We start from the raw sequence: 24,871 nt of genomic DNA, 5'->3' as shown, positions 1-24,871 counted from the left end.
TTTTCGCGATGATTTCAGAAGCGACGGTCTATCACATCGACTTCAGCGCCCAGTCGACGATCTCGGCGCCGACCTTGGCAAACGCTCTGTCGAGCGCCTCGATGAAATCGCGGTTCTCCTGGCCGGAAACGGGCGCAGTTGCCGTGAAGACGCTCTGGGCGCGTACCGTGCCGTTGCGGTCGTTGAGAAGCTTTGCGGAGATTTCCACATTCGCTACGCGCGGGCTGGTCGCTGTCACTTCAAAGGCGCGAATATCGGTGACGACCTGATAGTCGATCGCAAGCCCCTGCCCCGGCTTGCCGACGCCGCCAAGGCGGCCGGAATTCTCGAAGGCCTCGACGAGCTTCGATTGAACGAGAGCCGGCAGGCGGTCGCCCCAGCGGGAATCGGCGAGATACTGGATCTCCGACGGCGAAACGCGCACGACGACCTGCTCGCTGTTCAGCAATTTCAGCGCCGTCGGCTCCGGCACCAGGATCTGGCGGTTGCGGGCGGCCGGACCCTGCCCGGAAGGCGTGATCGACAGGTCGAATGTATCGTTGTTCGCCTTGCTGCCGCAGCCGGTTACCAGCATGGCCACGAGCGGCAGCGCCGCGAGCAGAAACGGACGGCGGTCCGCACGTTGTCCCAGGAACTCCGAACCGGTCATCAAACCCCCATTCTCCGACATGAACGTCCCGCTTACCGCCGTGTCCTGCCGTCATATTGCTTTACTGTCTCGCCGCCGAAGATCAGCCGCTGCGGATTCTGGTCGAAATTGCTGATCGTCTGGTCGAGTGACTGCACGGTACGTCGGGCGTCGTTCACGAGCGTCTGGATATCCCTCAGACCGCTCGACGAGAAACGTGACAGATTGTCTGCTATCGGGCCAACGCGCGCATTGATGTTGTCGGCGACGGTGCGGAAGGATTCAAGCGTTCTGCGGGCCTCTACGAAAAGACCTTGTGAATCGTCGCTGGAAACGAGCCCATCGACCTTGGCCAGGATACCGTCTACGCGGCTGGAGGCCTCGTTCAGCTTTCTCGCCAGTTCCGTGAAGTCGCCGATGGCGCGGTTGATATCCTCGCGGCGCTCGGTGAAGCCGTCCACCACATTACGGGCCGAGCTGACGGTCTGCCGGGCATCCTCGGAGGCTGCGGTGATGTTGGCAATGGTCGTCTTGACCTGATCGGGATCGACGGAATTCATCACCGTATCGACCCGCTTGAGAACGTTCTGGGCCTGCACTCCGGCCTGTTCGAAGCTCGCGGCGGCATTCTTCACATTCGTCACGAGGTCTCCGAAATTGTCGGAAGCATTGGCGATGTTGCGGGTGGCGCGTTCGGTGTTGGAAACGACGGCGTTGATCTTTTCCGCGTCGATCGCGCTGACCAGTTTCTCGGCGGCTTCGAGCGTCGAATTCAGCGTTCCGGAGACGCTGTCGATCGTCACCGAGAGCGTCGAAAGGCTGTTCAAAAACTTGTCGATGCTGTCGGAGTTCTGGGCGAGCGACGACGTGAAGGTCTCGACGTTGCGGATGGTCTGGGTCAGCGGCCCGCGTGCATCCGCGGCAAACCCCTGAATATCGCCGATCGCTTCATCGGCGCGCTGGAGGATCTTGTCGGCGGTCGCGAGCAGGTTCGTCACGCTCGATTGTTCGGCAATCAGCACCGCCGGCCGGCCGGTCTCCAGCGATTTCTGGAGGATGTTCTCCTCGCCCTTTGCGCCGCCGGACAGCTCGATATAGGCGGCCCCCGTCAGTCCCTGCACTTCCAGCCTCGCCTGGGTGGACTGGTAGACCGGCGCGTCGGCCCTGACTTCCGTGAACGCGATCGAATAGCGCGGATCGTCCGGGTCGATCGTGAGGCCTCGCACGGAACCGACGGGAATGCCGTTGAAACGGACCGGCGAACCGACGGAAAGGCCGTTGGCCGAACCCGGGATGCGAATCGCCAGCTCGGCCGTGGGTCCGCCGCGGCCGGATTGGGCCATCCAGTAGACAAACCCGAAAGCGGCTGCGATCACCAGAAGTGTAAAGAAGCCGACAAGGGCGTAGTTGGCTCTGGTTTCCATGGATTACGTCTTCTCTACTTCTGCTGTCGGCTGCTTTTCGTGAGCCACGACCGAGCGCGCCCGTTTGCCACGGAAATAGGACTGAACCCATGGATCGTCACAGGCAAACATATCCTCAAGTGTTCCTTCCACCAATACCCGTTTCTGGCCAAGGACGGCAATACGGTCGCAAACCGAAAAAAGGCTGTCCAGGTCATGTGTTACCATATAGACGGTCAAGCCCAGCGTATCGCGCAGCTTGGCGATGAGCGCGTCAAAATCGGCCGCACCGATCGGATCGAGGCCGGATGTCGGCTCATCGAGGAAGACGAGGTCCGGATCGAGCGCGAGCGCCCTCGCAAGCGCGGCACGCTTGATCATGCCGCCTGACAGTTCGGAGGGATATTTGTCTGCCGCATCCGGCGACAGGCCGACCATCTCGACCTTCAGATAGGCAAGCTCGTCCATCAGCGATTGCGGCAGGTCGAGATATTCGCGCATCGGAAGCTGGATGTTTTCCTTGACCGTCAGTGCCGAGAACAGAGCACCGTGCTGGAAAAGCACGCCGAGCCGCATGTCGACCAGCATGCGCTCCTCTTCCGAAGCATTGTCGTAATCGACACCGAGGATTTCGATCGTGCCGGACCGATGCGGCAGAAGGCCGAGCACCGTGCGCATCAGCACCGACTTGCCCGTCCCGGAAGCGCCGACAAATCCCAGGATCTCACCGCGATAAACGTCGAGGTTCAGGTGATCGAGCACAAGCTGGCTGCCGAAGCCGACTGTCACGTCTCGCACCGAAAGCACGACCTGCCGGCCATCCGCATTGACCTCTCCCTCTTGCATCACCGCTTCCAAACCCTTCTCCATCAGAAATCGATCGCGGAATAGAAGATGGCGAAAACTGCATCCATAAGGATGACGACGAAGATTGCCTTTACGACGGATGTGGTGACGTGCTGGCCGAGGGATTCCGCGCTGCCGCCGACCTTCATGCCCTCGACAGCAGCAACGATGCCGATCGACAGCGCCATGAAAGGGGCCTTGATCATGCCGGATGCGACGGACGTGTGGTCGATCGCCTCGTGCAGGCGTGACAGATAGGTATCGAAGGTGATGCCGGAATAAGCCCAGGCAACGACCGCCGCTCCCATAAGCGCGGCGAAGTTGGCAACAATGGTCAGGAGCGGCAGCGCGACCGTCAGCGCCACGAGGCGCGGGAAGATCAAGACGCCCACGGGGTTGAGGCCGATCACCGTCAGCGCGTCGATCTCCTCGCGCATCTTCATCGAGCCGATCTCGGCGGTGATCGCGCTTCCGGATCGGCCGGCGATCATGATTGCTGTCAGGAGCACACCGATCTCGCGCAGCTGCAGGATGCCGACGAGGTCTACGACGAAGATTTCGGCTCCGAAATAGCGGAGCTGGAAAGCGCCCTGCTGCGCGATGATTGCACCGATCAAAAACGACATCAGCACGATGATCGGCACGGCGCGCACGCCCATGCGGTCGATATGGGTGACTACGGAAGCGGGCGAGACGCCGGCGCCGCGGCCGAGCTTCATCTGCGCGCCGCGAACCGCGGAGCCGAGAATATGCATCGCCGCGTAGAAATCGCTGCCGAGTTCCGCCATGGCCTTGCCGGTCGGCGCAAAAAGGCGCTCGAAGAGCGTGCCCTTGTCGCCCTGGTCCGACGGCGGTGCCGGCGCCTTTTCCGGCAATACCCCGATCAGCTCGCGAATTGGTCCTTCACCGCCGATCAATACGGCTTCGCTGCCCTGCTCGCCCTTCGCCGTCATCAGCCGGCGGATCAGCCAGGCTCCGGCCGTGTCGATGCCGGCTATGCCGGAAAGGTCGATTTCCACCCTGCCCCGGCTCCGGACCTGCTCCAGATGTTGGAACTCCTTCAGCATCGACAGGATCGTCTGGCCGCGCCAGTCGCCGGACAGCAGGTAACGCTCACCGTCGCCGCCGGGCAGATCTTCGGCCTTGATTTCGGCAGACCTAAACGTCACAGGCTTCTTTCGTAACAGCGGCTAAAAAAGGTTTCATACGATACAGTTGATCGCATTTTTTGCGACGGGCAATATAGCCACCTCGTAAATATTTGCCACAACGGGAAGCGTAAAACCATGAGCCGTCACCTCGAAGCCACAATCGAATCCTTCCCGATCGCCGGCAAGTTCACAATCTCGCGCGGTTCCAAGACGGAAGCGGACGTCATCACCTGCATGATTCATGAAAATGGCCGTTCCGGCCGTGGAGAATGCGTGCCCTACAAGCGTTATGGTGAAACCGTGGAAGGGGTGATTGCCGATATCCGGTCCATCGCCGAGGCGATTCGCGACGGTTTGACGCGTGAAGAGTTGCAGGCGCGGATGAAGCCGGGGGCTGCCCGCAATGCGGTGGATTGCGCCCTCTGGGACCTCGAAGCCAAGCGGACCGGCCGGCGTGTCACCGATATGATCGGCGCTTCGAATTCCAAGCCCTTCGTCACGGCCTTCACGCTTTCGCTCGGCGAACCGGAGGCCATGGCGGCCGAAGCGCGGAAGAATGCGAATCGCCCCCTCCTCAAGATCAAGCTGGGAACCGACAATGACGAGGTCCGCCTCCGCGCCGTCCGCGAGGCAGCGCCGGATTCCCGCATTATCGTCGATGCCAACGAGGGATGGACGGAGGACAATCTTACCCACCATATGGCGATTGCCGCCGAAACCAATGTGTCGCTGATCGAGCAGCCGCTGCCGGCCGGGAGGGACGCCGCACTCACCGGCATCCGTCATCTGGTCTCTGTCTGCGCCGACGAAAGCGTGCATGCGACCAAGGATTTGGCAAGTCTTCGCGACCGCTATGACGCGGTCAACATCAAGCTCGACAAGACCGGTGGTCTGACTGAGGCACTTGCCATGAAGGAGGAAGCACAGCGTCTCGGATTTGCCGTGATGATCGGCTGCATGGTCGGATCCTCGCTTGCCATGGCACCGGCCGTCCTGCTCGCCCAGGATGCCGATTATGCCGATCTCGACGGTCCGCTGCTCTTGGCCCGCGACCGGCAGGGCGGATTGCGCTACGAGAGCTCGCTCGTGTATCCGCCGGAAGCCAGCCTCTGGGGCTGAAGCTTCGCCGCGAGCGCGATGATCGCAAGACCGATAAGCGCCAGGACCGACATCGCAACATAGCTCGTCAATCCGAACTGCCGGTAGAGCATACCGGAGAGTAACGTCGAAAGTGCCAGAAAGACGCCGTTATAGAAGACATAGGCGCCCTGCATCGAGGTCTCCTGATCTTCGCGCACGGTTTCCACCAGCCTGTGCTGCAGCCCGATATGCACGAAAGCGAAGGTGAAGGCGTGCGCGACCTGCAGCGCCATATAACCCCAAAAGCCCAGCGGCAACGGGAACAGCGTCCAGCGGACAACGGCAACCGCGCAGCCGATTCGCATCAGCGACCAGGGTGAAAGGCGTCTCGCAATCCGCCCGGCCGCAAACAAGACCAATATCTCGGAAAGAACCGCCGCACTCCACAGCACGCCGATCGAACCGCTCGATAGCCCGATCTGCTGCCAATGGATGGTGCCGAACGTATAGAACATTCCATGGCTGGCCTGAGCCACCGACGCACCGATCATCAATACATGCAGATCGAACCGTCCAAGTGAACTCGGCTGCAGCGCCTTGTCTGTTCCGGGCCGCGTCGCCGCCCGCCCGAGCCTGGGTGCTGCGAAGGCGACGGCGACCGTCAGCAGGAAACCGATCACCATGGCCGAAGGGATGGCCTGAACGCCCCAGACGCCGCGCAACTCGCCGACGAAAAGGGTCGCGGCCACGAAACCAATGGAACCCCAGACGCGCATCGATCCGTATTGGAACCCCCAGCGGCGCACTCCGGTCACTGCGATCGATTCGACGATCGGCGGGTAAGGCGCAAACACAGCCGCCTGAATCCCGATGACCAGAAGGACCGACCAGAAGTCACGAACAAAGAACATGGCCAGGGCCGTCAACAACGACAGCGCGCCGGACCATGCAAGAATCAAAGTCCGCTCGCTCAGGCGGTCTGCGAAAAAGCCCGATACCGGCGCTGCAAGCACGCGCAGGAGAAGCTGCATCGCCAATATGATGCCGATTTCGAATTCCGTGAAAGCCAGTGCGTCGAGCCAGACGGGCAGGTAGGGCAAGATAATGCCATTGACCCCGAGCGGCGCTCCGTAGGCAAGGGCACAGCGCAGTTGGAATAACCGGGGCGCTGGAGGCGCCGTATGGGGAGGAATCACGACTTCACGGGCAGGTTGCTGAAATTTCCAGCTTACCTAACACAAGCGCCCCGACCCTGCCTATGGCCAGAAATAGCCATCTGATACGATCCGCCATCCACGGCCGCTTCTCAAGCGGCCTGCATATCCTCGACCGACTGCGGCTTCGGCAGAGCCTTGATCTCGGCCGTGTTGCCGATCTTCTGCCACGAGATCATTTCGAGCGTGCCGTCGTGGTTCTCGGCAATCGCCGTGCAGCTTTCCACCCAGTCGCCGGTGTTGACGTAATGGATGCCCTCGATATCTTCCATCACCGCGTGATGGATATGGCCGCAGATGACGCCGTCGACATTGTTGCGGCGGGCTTCCTCGGCCACGACACGCTGGAACTCGCCGATGAAGTTGACCGCATGCTTGACCTGCAGCTTCGCCCAGGCGGAGAAGGACCAATAGGGCATGCCGAGGCGGCGGCGGACGGCGGCAAGCACGACGTTGATGGCGATCGCCGCGTCATAGGCCCAATCGCCGAGATAGGCGAGCAGACGGGCATTGCGTACGACCACGTCGAATTCGTCACCGTGCAGGATCAGGTATTTCTTGCCGTCCGCCATTTCGTAGATCGCGCGTTCGGCCACTTCGATGCCGCCGAAATGCATTCCCGGAAACGAACGCAGGAACTCATCGTGATTGCCGGGAATATAGACGATGCGGGCGCCCTTTCGCGCTTTGCGCAGGAGCTTCTGCACGACGTCATTGCAGCCTTGCGGCCAGTACCAGTTGCGCTTCAGGCGCCAGCCGTCAACGATATCGCCGACCAGAAACAGCGTATCAGCTTCATGATAACGCAGGAAATCCAGGAGAAAATCGGTTCGGGCGGCCTTGGAACCCAGATGCACGTCCGAAATGAAAAGCGTTCTGAAATGCCTTGTATCCACTTGACCGGTCACGAAGTCGTCCTTTCGCTGCCGCCTCTCGTGATTTCCAAAACCAGACTCGTGTTTCAGGATGATGACAAAACATGGAAAAGCCGCTCCTGAGGGCAGCCGAGCGTCATTCCCGCTCTCCTTCCGATTTCCGCCACGACCGCAAATTAGCTGCTGTTCCGTCGGGTCGATTGATGTAAGGAGGACTCTCTCCTTTCGATCCAGCAGAGACAGAACAAGACAAGCCAGGAGGAACCATGAACGCGCAAGAAAAACCGAAATCGACCGCCACGCCAGCCAGCGGCGATCTCGATGAACAGGCGCTGTTCTTCCACCGCTATCCCCGCCCCGGCAAACTGGAAATCCAGGCGACCAAGCCGCTCGGCAACCAGCGCGACCTGGCGCTCGCCTATTCGCCCGGGGTGGCGGCACCCTGCCTTGCGATCCGCGACAATCCCGATATGGCGGCGGATTACACCGCCCGCGCCAATCTTGTCGCCGTCATCTCCAATGGTACTGCCGTACTCGGCCTCGGCAATATCGGACCGCTCGCCTCGAAGCCGGTGATGGAAGGGAAAGCCGTTCTCTTCAAGAAATTCGCGGGCATCGACGTCTTCGACATCGAAATCGATGCGGCGAGTATCGATGCCATGGTCTCGACCGTCTCGGCGCTGGAGCCGACCTTCGGCGGTATCAACCTCGAAGACATCAAGGCGCCGGAATGTTTCGAGGTGGAGCGTCGGCTTCGCGAAAAAATGAACATTCCAGTCTTCCATGACGACCAGCACGGCACCGCGATCATCGTCGCCGCCGCGATCCTCAACGGACTGGAGCTTGCCGGCAAGAATATCGCCGACGTGAAAATCGTCACGTCGGGCGCCGGTGCCGCGGCTCTCGCCTGTCTGCATCTCCTCGTCTCGCTCGGTGCAAGGAGGGAGAATATCTGGGTCCACGATATCGAGGGCCTCGTCTATGAAGGCCGCACCGAGCTGATGGACGAATGGAAGGCGATCTACGCGCAGAAGAGTGACAAGCGCGTACTTGCCGACAGCATCGACGATGCCGATGTCTTCCTCGGGCTTTCCGCCGCGGGTGTGCTCAAACCGGAACTGCTCGCCCGCATGGCACCGAAGCCGCTGATCATGGCGCTTGCCAATCCGACTCCGGAAATCATGCCTGAGCTTGCGCGCGCAGCGCGCCCGGACGCGATGATCTGCACCGGCCGCTCGGATTTCCCGAACCAGGTCAACAACGTGCTGTGCTTCCCCTATATCTTCCGTGGGGCGCTCGATTGCGGCGCCCGGACGATCAACGAGGACATGAAGATGGCGGCGGTCAAGGCGATCGCAGCCCTCGCGCGCGAAGAAGTCTCCGACGTTGCCGCACGCGCCTATTCCGGCGATACGCCGGTCTTCGGTCCGGATTACCTGATCCCCTCGCCCTTCGATCCACGCCTCATCCTGCGCATCGCGCCGGCCGTCGCCAGAGCTGCCGCTGAAAGCGGCGTCGCGTCGAGGCCGATCCAAGATTTCGATGCCTATCTCGACCAGCTGAACCGTTTCGTCTGGCGCTCCGGCTTCGTGATGAAGCCGATCTTCAACGCCGCCAAGACGGCCGAAAGGAAGCGAGTCATCTTTGCCGAAGGCGAGGACGAACGCGTGCTGCGGGCAGCCCAGGTGCTCTTGGAGGAAAAGACGGCAACGCCGATCCTGATCGGCCGCCCGTCGGTGATCGAAGCCCGGCTCAAGCGTTTCGGCATCCGCATCCGCCCGAATGTCGATTTCGCCGTGGTCAATCCGGAAGACGATCCGCGCTACCGCGATTATGTTGACGATTATTTCGCCCTGGTCGGCCGCAAGGGCATCAACCCGGAAAGCGCCCGCACCATCGTGCGCACCAACAATACGGTGATCGGTTTATTGTCGGTGAAACGCGGCGAAGCCGATGCGCTGATCTGCGGCGTCGAGGGCGGTTATGACCGGCACCTGAAGGACGTCGACCAGATCATCGGCCGGCGTCCGGGCGTCTGCGCCTTCTCGGGGCTCAGCCTCGTGATCTCTCAGCGCGGCGCGCTCTTCCTCGCCGATACGTTCGTCAACTACAATCCGTCGGCGCAGGAGATCGCCGAGATCACCATCCTGGCGGCCGAGGAAGTCCGCCGCTTCGGCATCCTCCCGAAGGCAGCGCTGATCTGCCATTCGAACTTCGGCTCACGGGATTCCGAAAGCGCCCAGAAGATGCGCAGTGCCCTGAAGCTGGTGCGCGAACAGGCTCCTGGCCTGGAAGTGGACGGCGAAATGCAGGCCGGTTCGGCGCTTTCCGAAACGGTGCGCAAGCGTGCTATGCCGAACAGTTCACTGACTGGTGACGCCAACCTGCTGATCTTCCCGAACCTCGATGCCGCGAACATCTCGCTCGGCGTCGTGCGGAACATGACCGACGCGCTGCATGTCGGCCCGGTCCTGCTCGGCGCCGCCATGCCGGTGCATATCCTGTCGCCCTCGGTCACCTCGCGCGGCGTCGTGAACATGGCTGCGCTTGCGGTGGTGGAAGCATCGCAACCCGATCTGGAGATTCAACTTTAAATTTTAAATATAACCACATGATAATTAAGTAATAATCTTTGGGCAGCGGATTTTATGATATTGTCAACCGGCCTGCTCCATGATGCAATCATGTGATTGGAGAGAGCCGGACAATACCTCATGCGCCTTTGCGGCCTGATGATCGCCCCGCTGCTGCTTGTTCCCGCCGCGGCCTCCGCGCGGGATATCGCGACCTGTGCAGCCCTTTACCGGCAGCTCAACAACGCACCGCAGATCATCGGCAACACGGCCGAGATACGGCGCTATGCGCGGGAACTCAGCGACCAGAACAGCGAAATCCGCGGGCTCAGGATCGAGATGCGCCGGGCGGGCTGCGGCACGGGCAGTGTCGTTGTCCTCGGCGGCCCGAAGGACGAAGTCTGCGATCAGATGCGGCAGACGCTCGATGCCATGGAGCAAAGCCGCGACGCGCTTGTTGCGGAAAGAGACAATGCCCGGCAACTGGTTCGCTCCTCCGGCGAGCGCGGCGCGATCCTGGCTGCAATCCGCTCCAACAACTGCATTCCTTCCGATGTGGAAGAGGACCGCAAGGAGAGAATGAAGCTGCAGGGTATCGAGTTGCCGAAGGAGGAGCCCTACTCCGGCATCATCGATCTGCGTGTCAAACAGCCGCAGGCGGCTGCCGCCCAGCCGAACCTGCCGGGGCCGGAACGTCCCTACGATCCGAACAAAAAGGTACGTATGGTCGGCCCGACATTCCTGCCTGAGGAAGACATCGACCTCGCCCATCCGAAATCCAGCGGGCCGCAGCCGCAGCAGTAGTTGTCAGCACTCGCCCCATCGATCGGTGAAAACCAGGTCTTCGAGCGGTAGCCGCTCGCGCCAGCCCTTCACCGCCAATTCCGGCTCCCGATAAAGCTGATCGACGTAGCCGACGCACAGCCAGGCGACGATCCTGATCCGCTCGGGAATGCCGAGCAGGGCGCGCAGATCCTCCTCATGAAAGATGCTCACCCAGCCGACGCCGACCCCTTCGGCGCGGGCGGCAAGCCACAGGTTCTGCACGGCGCAGACGGTCGAATAGACATCCATGCGCGGATCATGGGTACGGCCGATGACGACCGGCCCGGCGCGATCCGGATCGCAGGTCACGCAGATCGAGAGCGGCGCCTTTCGGATGCCTTCGAGCTTCAGGCTGCGGTATATGTCGCGGCGCTCCTCCGGAAACATTTCCGCCGCCTCGTCATTGGCTCGCGAAAAGGCACTCCATGCCGCCTGGCGTATCTCGGGATCCCGCACGAGGATGAAATTCCATGGCTGCATGAACCCCACCGAGGGCGCCGAATGTGCGGCGCCGAGCAGCCGCATCACGAGGTCGTCCGGAAGCGGGTCCGGCAGAAACTGGTCGCGCACGTCGCGGCGGGTTTCGATCACGCGATAGACCGCAGCGCGGTCGCATTCCGGAAATTCGCCTGCAGATATCAAGGCATGCGCAAAAGGATCGGGCTGCATCGTCTATCCCCAACAATGCTGACGCCGCCTGCGCGAACGCGCAGGAGCATCAAGAAACCTCGCCGCCGTCCGCGCGGTTCGATCTATCTTGCCAGGCCGGTCTTCTGACTTGGCTTCATCCGCCCCTGCCGCCGCCTTCCCGGAAATTCCAGTGGCTTTCGAATTGCGGCCAAGCGTCCGCCTCACAGCGTTGGGCACGTTCCGGTTTCCCACCGGATTCCCGATTCTCCTGCGCAAGGCAGGCACCTGACGGAGGCGTTATGCCAAGCCATGATCAGCGTTTCAAGTGGAGCCGCCCGATCTTCCCGTCTCACCCGGTCAAATGATCGGTCACCTATCGGTCCCGGAACCGGTTGGTGATCGGATAACGCCGATCGCGGCCGAAATTCTTCCTGGTGATCTTGACGCCTGGCGCCGATTGCCGCCGCTTGTATTCGGCCAGATAAAGCAGATGCTCGATGCGGTGGACGGTCGTGATGTCGTGGCCGCGCGAGACGATCTCCTCCGTGCCCATTTCCATCTCCACCAGGCATTCGAGAATGTCGTCGAGGACGGGATAAGACGGCAACGAATCCTGGTCCGTCTGATCAGGCCTGAGTTCCGCCGACGGCGCCTTGGAGAGGATATTCTTCGGGATCACTGCGCCCGACGGTCCAAGCGCATCCGGCGGCAGGTGCTGGTTGCGCCAGGCAGCAAGCGCATAAACCTGCATCTTGTAGAGATCCTTGATCGGATTGAAGCCGCCGTTCATGTCGCCGTAGAGCGTCGCGTAACCCACCGACATTTCCGACTTGTTGCCGGTCGTCACCACCATCGAACCGAACTTGTTGGAGATCGCCATGAGAATGGTGCCGCGCGCCCGGCTCTGCAGGTTCTCTTCGGTAACGCCCTCGTCCGTGCCATCGAAAAGCTCCGAGAGCGCCGACGAAAAACCCTCGACGGGCTCGGCGATCGGCACAATATCGTAGCGGCAGCCGAGCGCACGGGCGCAATCGGCGGCATCCTTCAGCGACTCCTCGGAGGTGTAGCGGTAAGGCAGCATCACGCTGCGCACCCGCTCCGCACCCAGTGCATCGACGGCGATGGCCGCGCACAATGCCGAGTCGATGCCGCCGGACAGGCCGAGGATCACGGATTTGAAGCCGTTCTTGTTGACATAATCGCGGAAGCCGAGCAGGCAGGCGCGGTAATCCGCTTCCTCCTTTTCCGGGATGCGCGCCATCGGCCCATCGGTGCAGCGCCAGGTATCGTGGACCCTGTTCCATTCCGTCACCGTCACCGCCGGTTGGAATTGGTCCATCTGGAAGGCAAGTGTCTTGTCCGCATTGAAGGCAAAACTCGCGCCGTCGAAGACCAGTTCGTCCTGGCCGCCGACTTGCGCAGCATAGATCATCGGCAGGCCGGTCTCGATGACCTGTTTCAGCACCACCTGATGGCGGATATCCATCTTGCCGCGATAATAGGGCGAGCCGTTCGGCACGAGCAGGATCTCCGCGCCGCTTTCCGACAGAGTCTCGCAGACGCCGAGCTCACCCCAGATATCCTCGCAGATCGGAACGCCGAGCCTGACGCCGCGGAAATTCACCGGCCCCGGCATTTCGCCGGCAATGAAGACACGCTTTTCATCGAACTCGCCGTAGTTCGGCAAATCTACCTTGTCGCGGATTGCTATCACCTTGCCGCCATCGAGCACGGCGATCGAATTGTGCCGGCCCTCCCTGCCCTGGCGTGGAAAGCCGATGACGACGCCCGGCCCGCCGTCGGCCGTATCGGCCGCAAGCTGTTCGACGGCATCCAGGCAGGTTTTCAGAAAGGCCGGCTTCACCACGAGGTCCTCCGGAGGATAACCGGCAATAAAGAGTTCGGTGAAGAGAACAAGGTCGGCCCCGTTGCGGGCGGCGTCCCGACGTGCTTCACGGGCGAGCGCCAGATTGCCGACGACATCGCCGACGGTCGGATTGAGCTGGGCTATGGCGATGCGGAGGGTCTGGCTGATGTCCTGGGTCATGGTCAGGATTTAGCGCCGGCCGAAGATGGCGGCAACGTGCTCCAGGGAAAATTTTTATGACGTTTCAAGCAGATGTGGGCCTACCGCCGGGATGATGGGGTACGCCATCCTCGGGAATGTCGTAAAAATCCCCCTTATCGGCGCAATAGATGTGTTCACCCATGACAAGCCCGCTCGGCTGATCGAATGCACCGGCCATGATCGAAATCTGATCCACCCCGTCGGCCTGCCAGAAAAGCGCGGATCCGCATGTGGAGCAGAAACCGCGCCGGGCCATGTCGCTCGCGCGGTACCAGGAGAGCGTCTCCTCCCCTTGAATGCGAAGGTTCTGAGGCCGCACGGCGGTTGCGACATAGAAGAGCCCGGTCTGCCTGCGGCATTGCGAGCAATGGCAGGCCGTCGCCGTCCGCAGGGGCCCCGTCGTCTCAAACCGGATGGAACCGCATAGACACCGGCCGCTGTTCGTCTGCTCCACGGGAGCCTCCATTCGAATATGCCCGAATGCAATGTCGCGGGCATGACAGCGCAGGTCAAATCGATTTCGCTTATCCTTATTGTGAGCTGCAGCCATGAGATAACGAAAAGGCCGGCATCGCTGCCGGCCTATCGTTGTCTCGACATGAAAAATGTCAGCCGTTGACGGCCATGCGCTTCTCGTCGCGGCCGCTTTTCATCCGCTCGGCGAGCAGGAAGGCCAGTTCCAGCGCCTGATCGGCATTGAGGCGCGGATCGCAATGGGTGTGGTAGCGGTCCTGCAGGTCGCCGGCCGTCACCGCGCGGGCGCCGCCGGTGCACTCCGTCACGTCCTTGCCGGTCATCTCGACATGGATGCCGCCGGGATGCGTGCCTTCGGCGCGGTGAATCTGGAAGAAGCTTTCCACTTCCGACAGAATACGGTCGAAGGGCCGCGTCTTGTAGCTGTTGAGCGTGATCGTATTGCCATGCATCGGGTCGCAGGACCAGACGACCTTCTTGCCCTCGCGCTCGACGGCGCGGATCAGCTTCGGCAGGGAGTCGGCGACCTTGTCGTGGCCGAAGCGGCAGATCAGCGTCAGGCGGCCAGGCTCATTGGCCGGGTTCAAGGCATCGATCAGCTCGATCAGATTGTCGGCCTGCAGCGACGGGCCGCATTTCAAACCGATCGGATTCTTGATTCCGCGGAAATATTCCACATGCGCGTGGTCGAGCTGGCGGGTACGGTCGCCGATCCACAGCATGTGGCCGGAGGTCGCGTACCAGTCGCCCGAGGTGGAGTCGATGCGGGTGAAGGCCTCTTCGTAACCGAGCAGCAGCGCTTCATGACTGGTGAAGAAGTCGGTCTCGCGCAGGCTGGGCTGGTTTTCGGAGGTGATACCGATCGCCTTCATGAAATCCATGGTCTCGCTGATGCGGTCGGCAAGCTTGCGATAGCGCTCGCCCTGCGGGCTATCCTTCACGAAGCCCAGCATCCACTTGTGCACGTTTTCCAGGTTGGCATAGCCACCCATCGCGAAGGCGCGCAGCAGGTTGAGGGTCGCCGCCGATTGACGGTAGGCCATCATCTGGCGCTCCGGATCCGGCGCGCGGGCCGTCTCGGTGAATTCCGTGCCGTTGACGATGTCGCCGCGATAGGTGAGCAGCGTCTTGCCATCCTGCGTCTCGTGGGAATTGCTGCGCGGCTTGGCGAACTGGCCGGCGATACGTCCGACCTTGACCACCGGAAGCTGAGCCCCATAGGTCAGCACGACGGCCATTTGCAGGAACGAACGGAAGAAGTCGCGGATATTGTCGGCGCCATGCTCCACGAAGCTTTCGGCGCAATCGCCCCCCTGGAGCAGGAAGGCATCGCCTTCCGCCACCTTGGCGAGCTGGCTCTTCAGGCGACGGGCCTCGCCGGCAAAAACGAGCGGCGGAAAGGTCGCGAGCTGAGCTTCCGTCGCGGCCAGCGCGGCCTGGTCCGGATAGTCCGGCACCTGCTGGATCGGTTTTTTCCGCCAACTGCTCGGGGTCCAATTCTGTGCCATCTCACTCACCTGTTTTCACCACGGCGATCGCCTGCCGGGCAGCCTTTCTCGAAATAGACGCGGCTTATAAACCTTAACGGAGCCCTTGCATAGCCGCCTTTCCGGCATTGATGCAGCCATGTTTCACCGTTTCCGGCGTCGCCGTCAGTAGGGCTGTCCGCCGCGAGTGCGTCAGATGCGCTCGCCGTTCCGGACGCGATAGCTCGGGTTATACATGGTGACGAATTCCTCCGCCGCCGTTGGATGGACAGCCATGGTGCGGTCGAAATCGTCCTTGGTGACGCCCGCCTTCAGCGAGATGCCGAGAAGCTGCGCCATCTCGCCCGCATCGTGGCCGAGCACGTGAGCGCCCACCACCTTGCGGCTTGCCGCATCAACGACCAGCTTCATGATCATCTTTTCCGCGCGGCCCGACAGCGTCGCCTTCATCGGCCGGAATTCGGCGCGGTAGATTTCGAGTTCCGGATAGCGTTTGGCCGCCTCTTCCTCCGAGAGGCCCACCGTGCCGATCTCCGGCTGCGAGAAGACCGCGGTCGGGATCAGTTCATGATCCGGGGCCGTCGGATTGTCCTTATAGACGGTTTCGATGAAGCACATCGCCTCATGGATCGCCACCGGCGTCAGCTGCACCCGATCGGTGACATCGCCGAGCGCATAGATATGCGGCACGCTGGTGCGGGAATATTTGTCGACGACGATGGCGCCACGTTCGTTCACTTCGACGCCTGCTGCTTCAAGGCCCAAACCGTCTGTGTTCGGGTCACGGCCAAGCGCCAGCATCACCGTATCGACGGCAATGGTCTCACCGCACATCGTCTTGGCGACCAGTCCGCCAGCCGGCGCCCTGGTCACGTCCTCGATCACGTCGGTCAAGATGATGCGGATGCCCTTCTCCACCATCGCCTTGTGGAGGCCCTGGCGCATGTCGTGGTCGAAGCGCGAGAGAATTTCCTTGCCGCGGTAGATCAGCGTCGTATCGACGCCAAGGCCGTGGAAGATGTTGGCGAATTCGACCGCGATATAGCCGCCGCCTGCGATCAGGATCGAACGCGGCAGTTCCGGCAGGTGGAAAGCTTCGTTGGAGGAGATGCAGAGTTCGTGACCCGGCAGGGCCACGTGAGGGTTAGGAGCGCCGCCGGTCGCGATGACGATCTTCTCCGCCGTCACGGTCTTGCCGGTTTTCGTGAGCCGGATCGTATGGGCGTCGACCAGTTCGGCACGGGTTTCGAGGATTTCGGCGCCGTTGTTCTCCAGACCTTTCCGGTAGAGGCCTTCGAGGCGGGTGATCTCCTTGTCCTTGGCGGCGATCAGCTTCTTCCAGTCGAACGTACTTTCACCGACCTGCCAGCCATAACCTGCGGCATCTTCGAAATGCTCGGCGTATTGGGAGGCATAGACGAACAGTTTCTTCGGCACACAGCCGCGGATGACGCAAGTTCCGCCGAAGCGGTATTCCTCCGCGATCGCCACCCGCTTGCCGAGAGAGGCGGCGACACGGCCCGCCCTCACCCCGCCGGATCCGCCACCAATCACGAAGAGATCATAGTCATAGGCGGCCATCAAAATTCTCCTTCAGGCAGGCGGCGGGATGTGGCCCTCATATAGTGTTTCGAGCCGGCAAAGGAAAAGCCCGGATCGCTCCGGGCTTTCACAAAATTATTGGTCTGTATCGCGATCAGGGTTTCGGCGCGGGGGTCGGCGCCGGCTTGGCTGCAGGAGCAGCAGGCTTGGCCGGCGCGGGTGCCGGCGTTGCAGCCTGGACGTCCGCCGGTGCGGGATCGACGACGGGCGCCGGAATCTGAGCCGCGTCGATGATGCCGCGCAGTTTTGCGGTGCTCTGGTTGGTGAGGTCGCGGGAAATGCCGTTCGCCCAGATTTCGGCTGCCTTGACCAGTTCGCGGGTCACGAGCGGCTGGGTATTGAGCAGCTTCTTGCCCGTGTCGGTGTTGAAGAAGGTCGAGATCGCCTTCAGCTCGTCGGTCGAAAAACTCTTGGCATAGATGGTCGCAGCCTCCTTCTCGAGATCGGCACGGCGCGCCGCAAGCGCGAGTGCCTGCTCGTCGACCACATTCGAGATCTGTTCCTGGAAATTCGGAGAGGCCTGGATGAACTGTGCCTTCAGGCGTTCCGCCAGATTGGGCAGAATATTATCGTAACGGTCCGTGACGTTCAGCGAAGCGATCGCTTCCCGTGCAGCAGCAAGCTGGGCTTCCGACACCTCCTGCGCGCGAGCCGATACAGTGAGGGCGCCGGAGACGAGAATCGCCAGGGCGGCGGCACGGCCGAGAACCGCGAATCTGATCATGAGTAGATTGCTCCTAAGTTACGTCTTCGCCTGAAGCGTCCGCGCTCCCGCCTTGCCGGCGATGATCGCAAGGGACGCCATATGGATGAACAGCCCGTGTTCCACGACACCGGGAATGGAATTGAGTTCCGCAGAGAGAGCCTCTGCATCAGGAATGCGGCCAAAAGATGCGTCGAAAATATGGTGGCCGCCGTCCGTCATGAAGATATCGCCGCCGGATTTGCGCAGCTTCAATTCGCCGCTCAAGCCCAGCTTTGCCGCAGCCCTCTCGATCGCAATGCGGGTCGCCGCCTCGCCGAAAGGATTGACCTCGATCGGCAATGGGAAGGCACCGAGTACGCCAACAAGCTTGCTTTCGTCGGCGATCACGATCATGCGGCTCGAAGCGGCCGCGACGATCTTCTCGCGCAAGAGAGCGCCGCCACCGCCCTTGATGAGGGTCAGATCGGCATCGACTTCGTCGGCGCCGTCGACCGTCAGGTCGAGTTCGGGAAGTTCGTCGAGCGATTTCAGCGGAACGCCGAGTTCGAGGCAAAGTCTGGCCGTCCGCTCGGATGTCGGGACCCCCTCGACCTTTAGGCCCCCATGAACCTTTTCAGCCAGGAGCCTGACGAATTCCTCAGCCGTCGAACCGGTGCCGATGCCGAGCCGCATGCCGTCCTCGACATATGCCAGTGCAGCTTTAGCCGCCTCGACCTTCATTTCCCGGGCGTCCATCCGCCAAAAGCTCCCGCTGTTTCGCCGAACCGCTGTTTACACGCCTCCTCCCGCAAACGAAAGTCCCCCAGCCTGTGTTTTAAGCCGGGTTTTGCCAAGGGCGCGAATCTCGCATATTTGCATTTCGCGGCTACATTCCTTAAGCCGGAAGATATCCCGAAGAGCCCAGCGAGGTTTCATTGACCGCTCCCCTCGTCATTTTCGATCTCGATGGTACGTTGATTGATACCGCACCGGACCTCATCGACAGCCTCAACCATACGATCGCGGCAGCCGATCTTGCTCCCGTCACATTCGATGATCTGACCCATCTCGTGGGCCAGGGTGTGCGTGTGATGATCCGCCGCGCCTTCGAACTGAAGAAAACGCCGCTGGACGAGCGGACAGCCGACCGGTTGTTCGACCGGTTCATCGAGCATTACGAGGGGCATATGCCGGGCAAGAGCCGCCCCTACACCGGTGTCATCGAATGCCTCGACCGGCTGTCGTCAGCCGGCATGCTGCTTGCGGTCTGCACCAACAAGGCTGGCCAGCTCGCCTTTCCGCTCATTGAGAAACTCGGCCTTGCCGATCGGTTTGTGACCATGACATACGGGGATACCTTCTCCGTGCGCAAGCCAGACGCCCGCCACATCCTGGGCACGATCGAACAGGCCGGTGGCGACGCCTCGCGGAGCGTGATGATCGGCGACAGCGTCAACGACATTCTCGCGGCCCACAATGCTCGCATCCCCTCGGTCGCCGTGACATTCGGCTATTCCGACGTCGCGGTCGAAACACTTGGCCCCAATCATGTCATCGGCGGCTACGATGAACTGACGACAGACCTGGTGGAAAAGCTGATGTCCCGCAGCATGCCCATAGCCGCAGCTGCGAAATAAAAACGGAGATCAAATTTCAGGAGGGAATGCGATGCGCTTTGTGAATCCCATCCCTTTTGTCCGCGACATCAATCGCTCCAAGGAATTTTACCAGAAGAGGCTCGGCCTGAGAATATTGGAGGATTTTGGCAACTTCGTCCTTTTCGAGACCGGTTTTGCGATCCACGAGGGAAGTTCGCTCGAACAAACAATTTGGCGGAGAGTGTCTGTTGCGGAAGAACCCTACGGACGAGGAAACCTGCTGTTGTATTTCGAACATGAGGATATTGAGGCGGCCTTCGAAAAGATTGCGCCCCATGTGGAACTGATCCACCTCATTGAGCGGCAGGCATGGGGACAGCGGGTGTTTCGATTTTACGATCCAGACAGACATGCCGTCGAGATTGGCGAGCCACTAAGTCTCGGGCCTTCTGGCAATTCGCAGAAATCCTAGACTAAATTTCAGGAACGGAACGGCATCCCTGAATTCACAAGGAAATAGCTCTCGCGAAATCCGCTCGCAAAACTCCGAGTTATGCGGCTGATTTCGCGACAGCAAGCATTTCCACGTTCCGGCTGAGACCGGACGGATCACCCTTTCTCCAACAGAAAAACCAGACTTAACTATGGGCCGCGCGAGCCTTGGTCGTTGCCTCGAAAGCCTTCATCACCGCAGCATCGCGGCCATAGACGTCGTCGAAATATTCCACCTTGCCGTCCTTGTTCGGCCAGGCCGTGAAATAGGAGACGTAGACCGGAATCCTGACCGGCACCTTGGCGGCCACGTTCTGGCCGGCGGCGATACGTGCGTTGATGTCCTCGACCGTCGTGCCCATTACGGCGGCCGCCATCATGCGCGGCTCGGCAAGACGCACGCAACCGTGGCTCAGCGCACGCATGTCGCGCTGGAAGAAGCTTTTCGACGGCGTGTCATGCATGTAGATCGCATGGGAGTTCGGGAAAAGGATCTTCAGGTCGCCAAGCGCATTGTCGCTCGACGGCGGCTGGCGCACGGAGATGTTCTGCGTCGAGCCGTACCAATTGACGCTGCTCGACGAAACGGCCCGACCATTGACCGATACCTCGTAACCCAACCGGTCGAGATAGCTCGGGTCCTGGCGCAGGTGCGGCAGCATCTCGTTGATGATGATCGACTGCGGCACACCCCAGTAGGGATTGAACTCCACCGTCTCGATCTGATCCTGGAAGAAATAGGTCTGGTTCGACTTGGAGCCGACGACCACCCGCATGGAAAACTGCTCGGCACCATGGTCATAATAATAGACCCTGAAGGCCGGCTGGTTGATGAAGACGTAACGCTGGCCGAGATCGTCGGGCAGCCAGCGGGCCTGCTCCATGGCGACGACGACCTTCTCGATCTTGTCCTCGGATGTGTGGCCGACCAGTTTGCGAACCGTGGCAGCGCCGACCACGCCGTCCGGCTTAAGCCCGGCCTCGGACTGGAAGGATTTCACGAGTTCGACGAGATCCGGCGTGTAGTCCGGTGTCTGCTGATATGCGGCGAACGTGGCCGCATGCGTGGTCCTCAGCTCTTCCGAACCGAAGTGCTCGATCGCCGCGACGACATTGGCCATGTCGGGGTTGCTGCTGCCTGGCTTCAGCAGAAGATTGTCCGGTAGCGACACCTGCATTCCGTCACTGGCGGCCTCGGCGCGCAGCTTCGCGAGCTCTGCCTTCAGCGTCTGGAAATGCGCACTTTGCGGCGTCAGTCCCTCCAGATAGGCGGCGGCATCCGGCCCGTTCTTGGCAAAAGGCAGAACCAGCGAAAGCTTGACGTCCTTTCGCTTGAAATCGTGGTAGCCCGACACCCTGTTCGGATCGATGCGGCCGCGGATCATGTCCTGAGCGAATATCAGCACCTTTTCGGACAGTGCGAGCTCGAACTGCATCAGAGCCCGGTCATGCGTATCCGAGGGGGAAGCTGACGCAGCCGTGACGGAAGCATCCGTCGCGACAGCCGGATCTGCGGGCACCTCAACGCTGGCGGTCGTCAGAGCCGGAACCGGCAGCAGATAGTCGGCCGGCTCAAGACCATATTCCCCGGCCCGCTCGAAAAGAGCCAGCACGCCCCTCGCTTTTTCATTGGCATCGCTGTCGGAAACCCAGATCGGCTTCGCATTCTTACCGTAGAAGGCTTCGAGAGCGGCGGCGATTTCGGCCGGGGCCGATACCTTCGCCTCGGCCAGGAACCGCGTGCCGTCGGTCGCTGAAGCCGCGGCAAAACCGGCGGTCTTTACCGCACGCTCGGCATCCGGCTTATAGGTGTAGTAACGCGGGCCGGAGACCTTCGGCAGCGGCTCGGGGTCGGCGAGCGCCCGTTCGCTCGGCATGCCGGAACGCCCGGTCGCAACGCCCGGAAGCCCGTTGTCGGCCTGCCTGTTCCTGTTGGCGCCGGGGCCACCGCGGAGGATATCGAGCAGCGTTATGGCATGGGCAGGAGCTGCAGCTCCCGCAAAAACCGAAATGCCCGACACGAGCGCCAGCGCGATCGAAGTTTTCTTGTGTTTGTGCTGCAAAGTCGTCCCCGTCACCTGCTTCCGCGTATGATCCGCGGGCTCGAAATATATCACGCCATCTAACCGATCGCGTAAGGGATGGAAAGAAACGCTCAGCTGTCCCGACAGGTTCGCACCCGCCGGAAAAAAGCGTCAAAGCGCAGGCAGAAGGTTAAGAAAATATTCGTTAAATTTTTACTGACGCCAGACAGGTGACGGAGAAGAACGTAACAGAACCGGTGAAACAATTCTCTGGTCCGTGTCATAAAAGGCACGCCAAAAGTCGCACCGAAAGCGGGACATGCCGTCTTGCGGACGCATAACAATCGTATAGTAATGCCGCCGGCCGGCGTTCACGCGATAACGCGTTGTTGATCATCGCGACCGGCAGCGAGCAAGAACAGACAGAGGCAGCGAAGATGGCATCGACCCGCACCGAAACCGATACGTTTGGCCCGATCGAAGTGGCAAGCGACCGTTATTGGGGCGCTCAGGCGCAACGCTCGCTCGGCAATTTCAAAATCGGCTGGGAAAAGCAGCCGCTTGCGGTCGTCCGTGCTCTTGGAATCGTCAAGCAGGCCGCGGCCCGTGCCAATATGGCACTCGGCGGTCTCGACCCGGATCTCGGCAAGGTGATCGTCGAGGCAGCGCAGGAAGTCATCGACGGCAAGCTCGACGACCATTTCCCGCTCGTCGTCTGGCAGACCGGTTCCGGCACTCAATCGAACATGAATGCCAACGAAGTGATCTCCAACCGCGCGATCGAAATGCTCGGTGGCGTCATGGGCTCCAAGAAGCCGGTGCATCCGAATGATCACGTCAACATGAGCCAGTCGTCGAACGATACTTATCCGACGGCCATGCACATCGCCTGTGCCGAGCAGATCGTCCGCCATCTCGTTCCGTCTCTCAAGCACCTCCACGCAGCCCTCGACGTGAAGGTCAAGGCCTTCGCTCATATCATCAAGATCGGCCGCACCCACACGCAGGACGCCACACCGCTCACCCTCGGCCAGGAATTTTCCGGCTACGCGGCGCAGGTCGCCTCGGCGATCAAGCGCATCGAACTCACGCTTCCCGGCCTCTACGAACTTGCCCAGGGCGGCACGGCGGTCGGCACGGGCCTCAATGCCCCGGTCGGCTTTGCCGAGAAGGTCGCGGAGGAGATCGCCAAGATCACCGGCCTGCCCTTCGTGACGGCGCCGAACAAGTTCGAGGCGCTGGCCGCCCACGATGCGATGGTTTTCGCCCACGGCGCGATCAATGCGGCTGCCGCCGCCCTCTTCAAGATCGCCAACGACATCCGCTTCCTCGGCTCCGGTCCGCGTGCAGGCCTGGGTGAACTCGCTCTGCCGGAAAACGAACCGGGCTCGTCGATCATGCCGGGCAAGGTCAATCCGACGCAGTCGGAAGCCATGACGCAGGTCTGCGCCCATATCTTCGGCAACCAGGCCGCGATCACCTTCGCCGGCAGCCAGGGCCATTTCGAGCTCAACGTCTACAATCCGATGATGGCCTACAACTTCCTGCAGTCGGTCCAGCTCCTCGGCGATGCCGCCGTCTCCTTCACCGACAATTGCGTGGTCGGCATCGAGGCCCGCGAAGACAATATCAAGCGCGGCGTCGAGAACTCGCTGATGCTGGTTACCGCGCTCAACACCAGGCTCGGCTACGACATCTGCGCCAAGATCGCCAAGACCGCCCACAAGAACGGCACGACGCTGCGCGAGGAAGCTGTCGGCGGCGGATATCTCACGAACGAGGAATTCGACCAGTATGTCCGCCCGGAGAACATGATCGGCCCGAAATAGGCAGCTTAGGCCAGCAAAAGAACAACAAGGCCCTGCCCTTCAAACGGCAGGGCCTTGTTGTTACAAATATAGATCAAGAACGATATTTTATGACAATGTATCGCATTTACAGACGCGAACCACTGTCCCGAATTGGTACTGTAAAAACCCTTTGTTTCTAGGGGAAATAAGGTATTCCTGAAATGCAAAATGATTTTAAGAACAAGCTCTTCGGTGTTTATCCTTAATTCTTTTCCAATATCTTTCACATACTAATTCCGCTAAGTATATATACGGACGGGATTGAGTGGGGATCGTCGATGACGACGGCAATGGCGCCGAAGGCGCAATCTAGCGATCTGATCGGTCAGATCATCTACGCTGTGCGGTCGATGGGCGTCGCGCCGATCCCGCGCAACTACCAGCTCTTCTACGAAGCCTATATCGGCTCCAATCCTGACTTGACCCGGGAACTTGCCTCGCTCGGAAACCGGGCAACCCAGGAGGAACTGGACGAGTTATCCCATCGCCATCTCGGAACAGGTCAGGCTGTCGTCATCGAGAATGCACATGCCAGGCTTGCGGGTGAGCTCGACTCGCTTCTGAAGCTTCTGCGCCAGGAGCAAAGTTCGCTGGAAAGCTACAGCAAGCTGCTGGGCGAAACCGCCCAGCGGATCAATTCCAAAAGCAATTTTTCGGTCGATCTCCTGAGCAGCGCCATCTCGCTTCTCAGCGAAGCGACGGGCACGACGATTTCCCATGGTGAAATGACCGCTGGAGGCGTCGTGCAACGTTCGCAGGAGATGGATCAGGTCCGGCGGGAGCTTGATGAGTACAAGCGTATCGCCAACACCGATTCGCTGACGCGCATTGCCAATCGCCGGGCCTTCGACGAGCGGCTTGCAGGGGTCTACAATCATCCCGTTGTCCTGCCGCTCACCGCGCTGGTGCTCGCCGATATCGACAATTTCAAGAAGATCAACGACAGCTTCGGCCATCCGGTCGGTGACAAGATTCTCGCCACCGTCGCCTCGGTGATCCGCTCGAACGTCCGCAAGGATGTCTTCGTCGCCCGCTCCGGCGGCGAGGAATTCGCCATGATCGTCGAGGGCAACACGCCGGATGAGGTCATGATCATCTGCGAGCGGATCCGGCGGGCGCTTGAAACCCGCACCTTCCGCAATTCGCGTTCCGGCGTCGACTACGGCCCGATCACCATTTCGCTCGGCTTTGCAATGGGTTCGCAGGCCGATGACCCGGGCGCGCTCTATGCCAATGCCGATACCGCCCTCTATCATGCCAAGAATACCGGCCGTAACCGCGCGATCTTCTTCGAGGAGGGCATGAAGAAGGATTATGTCGGCAAGGGCTGGCTGATCTACAAGAATTGAAATCTTCCGGAACGCCG

General features: G+C 60.8%; 21 protein-coding genes and 1 riboswitch. Of the genes, 7 read left to right on the top strand and 14 right to left on the bottom strand.

What is annotated here, in order from left to right; genetic code table 11:
- Positions 1 to 31 precede the first annotated feature (31 nt).
- Genes QEO92_RS09310 through QEO92_RS09295 form a run of 4 tightly spaced genes read right to left on the bottom strand, consistent with a single transcriptional unit; the run spans position 32 to position 4,046 of the window.
- Positions 32 to 649: an ABC-type transport auxiliary lipoprotein family protein gene (locus QEO92_RS09310; protein ID WP_227702822.1), complete on the bottom strand. Its 618-nt coding sequence runs from the start codon at positions 647 to 649 to the stop codon at positions 32 to 34.
- 32 nt (positions 650 to 681) lie between these two features.
- On the bottom strand, positions 682 to 2,052 hold the full coding sequence (locus tag QEO92_RS09305; protein ID WP_037155331.1) for an MlaD family protein: 1,371 nt from the start codon (positions 2,050 to 2,052) through the stop codon (positions 682 to 684).
- A gap of 3 nt (positions 2,053 to 2,055) precedes the next feature.
- Positions 2,056 to 2,901, bottom strand: a complete 846-nt coding sequence (locus QEO92_RS09300) for an ABC transporter ATP-binding protein (protein WP_227702821.1) — start codon at positions 2,899 to 2,901, stop codon at positions 2,056 to 2,058.
- Complete coding sequence (locus QEO92_RS09295; protein ID WP_407721089.1) at positions 2,901 to 4,046, bottom strand: ABC transporter permease; 1,146 nt, start codon at positions 4,044 to 4,046, stop codon at positions 2,901 to 2,903. The genes QEO92_RS09300 and QEO92_RS09295 overlap by 1 nt, the downstream gene beginning before the upstream one ends.
- Before the next feature lie 117 nt (positions 4,047 to 4,163).
- Here QEO92_RS09295 and dgcA point away from each other — a divergent pair, with 117 nt between their 5' ends.
- Complete coding sequence (gene dgcA, locus QEO92_RS09290; protein WP_227702820.1) at positions 4,164 to 5,147, top strand: N-acetyl-D-Glu racemase DgcA; 984 nt, start codon at positions 4,164 to 4,166, stop codon at positions 5,145 to 5,147.
- Here the strand turns inward: dgcA and QEO92_RS09285 are convergent.
- Both QEO92_RS09285 and QEO92_RS09280 read right to left on the bottom strand, forming a co-directional pair.
- Complete coding sequence (locus QEO92_RS09285; protein WP_407721087.1) at positions 5,099 to 6,208, bottom strand: MFS transporter; 1,110 nt, start codon at positions 6,206 to 6,208, stop codon at positions 5,099 to 5,101. The genes dgcA and QEO92_RS09285 overlap by 49 nt on opposite strands.
- Before the next feature lie 206 nt (positions 6,209 to 6,414).
- Positions 6,415 to 7,230, bottom strand: a complete 816-nt coding sequence (locus QEO92_RS09280; RefSeq protein WP_037155318.1) for a UDP-2,3-diacylglucosamine diphosphatase — start codon at positions 7,228 to 7,230, stop codon at positions 6,415 to 6,417.
- Positions 7,231 to 7,463: 233 nt separating this feature from the next.
- Here QEO92_RS09280 and QEO92_RS09275 point away from each other — a divergent pair, with 233 nt between their 5' ends.
- Positions 7,464 to 9,791, top strand: coding sequence for an NADP-dependent malic enzyme (locus QEO92_RS09275; protein ID WP_227702818.1), 2,328 nt, complete (start codon positions 7,464 to 7,466; stop codon positions 9,789 to 9,791).
- Positions 9,792 to 9,911: 120 nt separating this feature from the next.
- Positions 9,912 to 10,574, top strand: coding sequence for a hypothetical protein (locus QEO92_RS09270; protein ID WP_227702817.1), 663 nt, complete (start codon positions 9,912 to 9,914; stop codon positions 10,572 to 10,574).
- 3 nt (positions 10,575 to 10,577) lie between these two features.
- On the opposite strand, the gene bluB is transcribed toward QEO92_RS09270, so the two are convergent.
- From bluB to rpiA, 7 genes are all read right to left on the bottom strand, one after another.
- A complete protein-coding gene (gene bluB, locus QEO92_RS09265; protein ID WP_227702816.1) occupies positions 10,578 to 11,264 on the bottom strand; it encodes a 5,6-dimethylbenzimidazole synthase in 687 nt (228 codons plus the stop codon).
- Between the two features lie 77 nt (positions 11,265 to 11,341).
- Positions 11,342 to 11,529, bottom strand: a riboswitch (cobalamin riboswitch).
- A 69-nt stretch (positions 11,530 to 11,598) separates the two neighbouring features.
- Positions 11,599 to 13,272 (bottom strand): NAD+ synthase, encoded by a 1,674-nt coding sequence (locus QEO92_RS09260; RefSeq protein WP_227702815.1) that lies wholly within the window; start codon positions 13,270 to 13,272, stop codon positions 11,599 to 11,601.
- A 64-nt stretch (positions 13,273 to 13,336) separates the two neighbouring features.
- Positions 13,337 to 13,747 (bottom strand): GFA family protein, encoded by a 411-nt coding sequence (locus tag QEO92_RS09255; protein ID WP_227702814.1) that lies wholly within the window; start codon positions 13,745 to 13,747, stop codon positions 13,337 to 13,339.
- Between the two features lie 154 nt (positions 13,748 to 13,901).
- Positions 13,902 to 15,275, bottom strand: coding sequence for a class II 3-deoxy-7-phosphoheptulonate synthase (locus QEO92_RS09250; protein ID WP_037155298.1), 1,374 nt, complete (start codon positions 15,273 to 15,275; stop codon positions 13,902 to 13,904).
- Positions 15,276 to 15,446: 171 nt separating this feature from the next.
- Complete coding sequence (gor, locus tag QEO92_RS09245; RefSeq protein WP_227702813.1) at positions 15,447 to 16,835, bottom strand: glutathione-disulfide reductase; 1,389 nt, start codon at positions 16,833 to 16,835, stop codon at positions 15,447 to 15,449.
- Between the two features lie 115 nt (positions 16,836 to 16,950).
- Complete coding sequence (locus tag QEO92_RS09240; RefSeq protein ID WP_227702812.1) at positions 16,951 to 17,580, bottom strand: DUF2059 domain-containing protein; 630 nt, start codon at positions 17,578 to 17,580, stop codon at positions 16,951 to 16,953.
- An 18-nt stretch (positions 17,581 to 17,598) separates the two neighbouring features.
- On the bottom strand, positions 17,599 to 18,297 hold the full coding sequence (gene rpiA, locus QEO92_RS09235; RefSeq protein WP_037155289.1) for a ribose-5-phosphate isomerase RpiA: 699 nt from the start codon (positions 18,295 to 18,297) through the stop codon (positions 17,599 to 17,601).
- A 179-nt stretch (positions 18,298 to 18,476) separates the two neighbouring features.
- Here rpiA and QEO92_RS09230 point away from each other — a divergent pair, with 179 nt between their 5' ends.
- On the top strand, positions 18,477 to 19,178 hold the full coding sequence (locus QEO92_RS09230; protein WP_227702811.1) for a phosphoglycolate phosphatase: 702 nt from the start codon (positions 18,477 to 18,479) through the stop codon (positions 19,176 to 19,178).
- A 31-nt stretch (positions 19,179 to 19,209) separates the two neighbouring features.
- Positions 19,210 to 19,611, top strand: coding sequence for a VOC family protein (locus QEO92_RS09225; RefSeq protein ID WP_227702810.1), 402 nt, complete (start codon positions 19,210 to 19,212; stop codon positions 19,609 to 19,611).
- Between the two features lie 166 nt (positions 19,612 to 19,777).
- Here the strand turns inward: QEO92_RS09225 and QEO92_RS09220 are convergent, their stop codons facing one another.
- A complete protein-coding gene (locus QEO92_RS09220; RefSeq protein ID WP_227702809.1) occupies positions 19,778 to 21,694 on the bottom strand; it encodes a L,D-transpeptidase family protein in 1,917 nt (638 codons plus the stop codon).
- 398 nt (positions 21,695 to 22,092) lie between these two features.
- Between QEO92_RS09220 and fumC the strand changes: the two genes are divergently transcribed.
- Entirely contained in the window at positions 22,093 to 23,484 is a 1,392-nt protein-coding gene (gene fumC, locus QEO92_RS09215; protein WP_227702808.1) for a class II fumarate hydratase, read from the top strand.
- Between the two features lie 299 nt (positions 23,485 to 23,783).
- The gene (locus tag QEO92_RS09210; protein WP_037155277.1) at positions 23,784 to 24,854 is read left to right on the top strand and encodes a GGDEF domain-containing protein; all 1,071 of its coding nucleotides are present in this window, start codon (positions 23,784 to 23,786) and stop codon (positions 24,852 to 24,854) included.
- Positions 24,855 to 24,871: the final 17 nt, after the last annotated feature.

Source organism: Neorhizobium petrolearium (assembly GCF_029854435.1).
In the GTDB taxonomy this organism is placed as follows: Bacteria; Pseudomonadota; Alphaproteobacteria; order Rhizobiales; family Rhizobiaceae; genus Neorhizobium; species Neorhizobium petrolearium.
This window is presented reverse-complemented; position numbering and strand designations above follow the sequence as displayed.